General features: G+C 42.1%; 2 protein-coding genes. Both read left to right on the forward strand.

Annotation, left to right across the window (positions count from 1 at the left end; translation table 11 throughout):
- On the forward strand, positions 1–2,003 hold a 2,003-nt coding region (locus F6K57_RS40245; protein WP_293074492.1), incomplete at its 5' end, for a hypothetical protein.
- Positions 2,004–2,572: 569 nt separating this feature from the next.
- Complete coding sequence (locus F6K57_RS40250) at positions 2,573–3,328, forward strand: hypothetical protein (RefSeq protein ID WP_293074495.1); 756 nt, start codon at positions 2,573–2,575, stop codon at positions 3,326–3,328.
- Positions 3,329–3,428: the final 100 nt, after the last annotated feature.

Consider the following 3,428-nt stretch of genomic DNA (forward strand, 5'->3'; position numbering starts at 1 on the left):
TAAACATCCCTAAAAATACTAAGTTTCCACCTGATGGGAGTAAACCATTTCGTTTTACTGTTGCAGGAGAACGCTTTGATTTAAAACCCAAAGATATTCATGCTGTATTTCCCCCGGCTGGTAGCTTAGGGGAACATTCCAATGTTCTACCCCATATTATCCTAAACCGCAGTACCTTACCTTGGGAACGTCTACCTTTGGAAAGTCAGGATGATGCCAATTTCAAAATAACTGAACAATCTCTGAGAAATATGAAATCAGAAAATGTTCCTGAGGATGTCTTAGAAAAGCTAAAAGATCTCAAAGATCAGGTATTTTTGGGACAGAAATCTTTTTTAGATAAGCTAAAAGACACAATTGGAGAAGAGCTAACGGATAATGATAAATCATTGATTCTGGAATATGCAATTGAAAATATACCTTGGTTAGCTTTGCTCTTCTTTGAAGAAGAAGAGAAACCAGAACCCCAAGTTATCACCCTCAAAGAATTAAAAAAAAACCAGAGTTATCCCGCTAAATTTCCAGATTTTGAACTAGAAAGTGGACAGCACGAAGACGATAAAGTAACCGTAATTGATGTCCAAAAATCGTTATTAGATAAAATTTTACCCACCAAAGAAGATTTAGCCTATCTTGCACATGTACGCCAAGGAACAGATGACCAAGGGACATTAGTCGGAGATGAACTAGCCGTCATTATTGGCAATAGACTACCCAAAAAAGGCAGTATCAGCACCGTCCATCTCATTTCTATAGAAGGACGTTATAAAAATGATGGCTTTAATTTTCAAGATGCAGGAGAGAATGATTATATTCGTTTAGTCAGCCTCAAAAGTTGGCGGTTTGCCTGTGTAGATGAGAAACAAACCTTTAAAGGATTACTGACTAAGATTAACCGAAAACCCAGTATCCTCAGATTACCCAAGATTAATAATACCGAAGCGGAAGGATACCTGTCAATGGGCTACCTTCCCCTACCCCACTTTTTACGACAGGGAGGCAAAACATTCTCCTGGTATCATAGCCCGTTAATAACTGGAAACAATCCTACCAATAACATCACCTTACCCATCCGTGCCGCCGATGAGCTAGTGCGCTACAATCCCAATAACGGTATGTTCGATATTTCCTATGCTGCTGCTTGGGAACTAGGGCGGTTGCTGGCTTTACAGAGTAAAAATTTCTCGATCAGTCTCTACCACTGGAAGCGCAGCCACAGACATGGAAAGATCATTCAAGATACCGAAAGTCATTTACCGTTTTACAATCAGTCCAATACTGAACTCCCCGATGCGATCGCATCCTGGTTTACCAACTTAAGTCTTCTCAAGGGCGTACCCTTTAATTACTTAGTCCCCGACGAACAGATGTTACCCGTAGAATCAATCCGCTTCTTCTGGGTCGATCCATTATGGATAGAATGCTTGTTAGATGGGGCATTTAGTATTGGACGAGTCACCACCTCAGATCATGCCCATGATAGTAGCCATTCGGAAAGTCCAGCAACAAACCCTCATGAACAGGTAACTGGGTTTTTATTACGCTCTGATGTCGTAGCAGGTTGGCCTGGTTTACTCGTTGATGGTTATGACAAGGTAGTTGATAATGATAATGCTATTCCTGACCAAGATAAACTACCATTGCTACGAATGGATCGCCTTTCTGCCAATGTCTTGATTTGCTTATTTAAAGGGGAAGTAAAAACAGTTGATATTCATCAGAAACCAGAAACCATTCATTTTGGGCTGGACTTAGACCATGGGGGGGTAACCTTTTGTAAAAAATTGAAAAACAAACATGGTCAAGAAATTCAAGCCAAGGTTGATCAGATTCCTTGGAAAGATCAAGATACAAGAACGATCAATATCGCTCAATTTAAACAAGACATTGAAAGGGAATTACAAAAAAACACAATTACATTTCCTTCATTTACTTCTGCACAATTTGCTTTAGAGATGATCGAAGGTGTAGAGAAAGTCAGATTAATCAACAAGCCAGGGTAAACGCACCCGACAAGATTAGCGATCGCATAATCTAGATAGGGGGTAGGGTGGGTTAGGGGCGGCCAGGATTTTGAGGGATTACCAATCAATTTGTATCCGCCCCGTAACCCACCATCTTCCTGGTTGGGATTGACCAGCAGCGCGATCGCATGATCTAGATAGCCGCGTAGGGTGGGCAGTGTTTACCTTCGATATTGTCAGCTTTGAAATTGGTATGAAGCACTGCCCACCATATGATTAATTTTATCTAGTTTTTAATTAATTTCCTGTTGGTGGGCAGTGCCTATAAAAGCTATCCCAAGCTTGGAAATTTCTCGGAAGCACTGCCCACCCTACGATTCATTTTCTAGTTTTTAATTAATTTGCTGTTGGTGGGCAGCGCGATCGCATTATCCCATTTATTATATAGAAGGGTGGGGAGTCGGGAGTAGGGGTAATAAAAAACCGGTGCATCTCAATGTTGTAAATCTATGTTGTAACTCTACAATTGAGGGAACGGGAGAAGTGTTTTAGCCTTCAATGGTCGTATTGTTGCCAAAGCTCGGATGCACCCGAAAAAACCCGCAAAAATGGACAAACAAAGACTACGAGCATACCTGAAGCTGATCGAGCAAGTGCTAACTTGTCCCAGCGGTGAAGAATTCAAAATTCTTGAGAGCAACCGTGAGTTAGTGGATTCAGAGTTATTGCAGGTAATGGCACAAGTAGCAGAACAACTGACAGCAGAGGGCAAGCAAAACAACGCTGAGGTTTTACTGGGTCTGAGGAGTGAGCTTTTAGATATCCTGGGAATCTCAGAAACCCCTACCTCAGCTAATCCCTCATCCGAAGACTATCTGGAATTATTGATAGAGGTATTGCTGGCAACTGACAACAGCGATAGCAACCCCAAAGTAGTTTACCCACTCCTGGGAGCCAACCTAGACAAACTGGATGATAACTTTATTGACATCCTGGAAACCTGGGCAAGTGCTAAACTCTCAGAAGCTCAAGCAGAATACATTGCTAAAGTTATTTGGGAATTCAGCAACCTGATCCAGCAGTTTCCTCTAGGCAATAAAGCCAATAACATCGAAATCGCCATTGCTGGTTACAAACAGGTGCTAACGGTGTTTACCCGTGAGAGTAAGCGGGAAAGTTGGGCAGCGATTCAAACCAACCTGGGGCAAGCCTACAGAACCAGAATCCGTGGCGACAGGGGATTGAATCTAGAACTTGCCATTACCCAATACCAACGAGCATTGTCGGTTTACACCAAATCAGATTTCCCTATCTATTGGGCAATGACTCAAATCAACCTAGTGCAGCGCGGCAGAAATACTTGAGCAGCTGCTGATAATGGTAAAATAGAAGGATGAACTGCTTACCTACTCGATGCTCAGCTTACCCTATTGTACTCTTCACAACTTGTGCTATGCCTGACCC

Source organism: Moorena sp. SIO4A5 (assembly GCF_010672005.1).
In the GTDB taxonomy this organism is placed as follows: Bacteria; Cyanobacteriota; Cyanobacteriia; order Cyanobacteriales; family Coleofasciculaceae; genus Moorena.

What these genes read in the sequence shown, in the direction of transcription:
- F6K57_RS40250 (WP_293074495.1), top strand. Translation starts at nt 2,573, where the DNA reads ATGGACAAACAAAGACTACGAGCATACCTGAAGCTGATCGAGCAAGTG.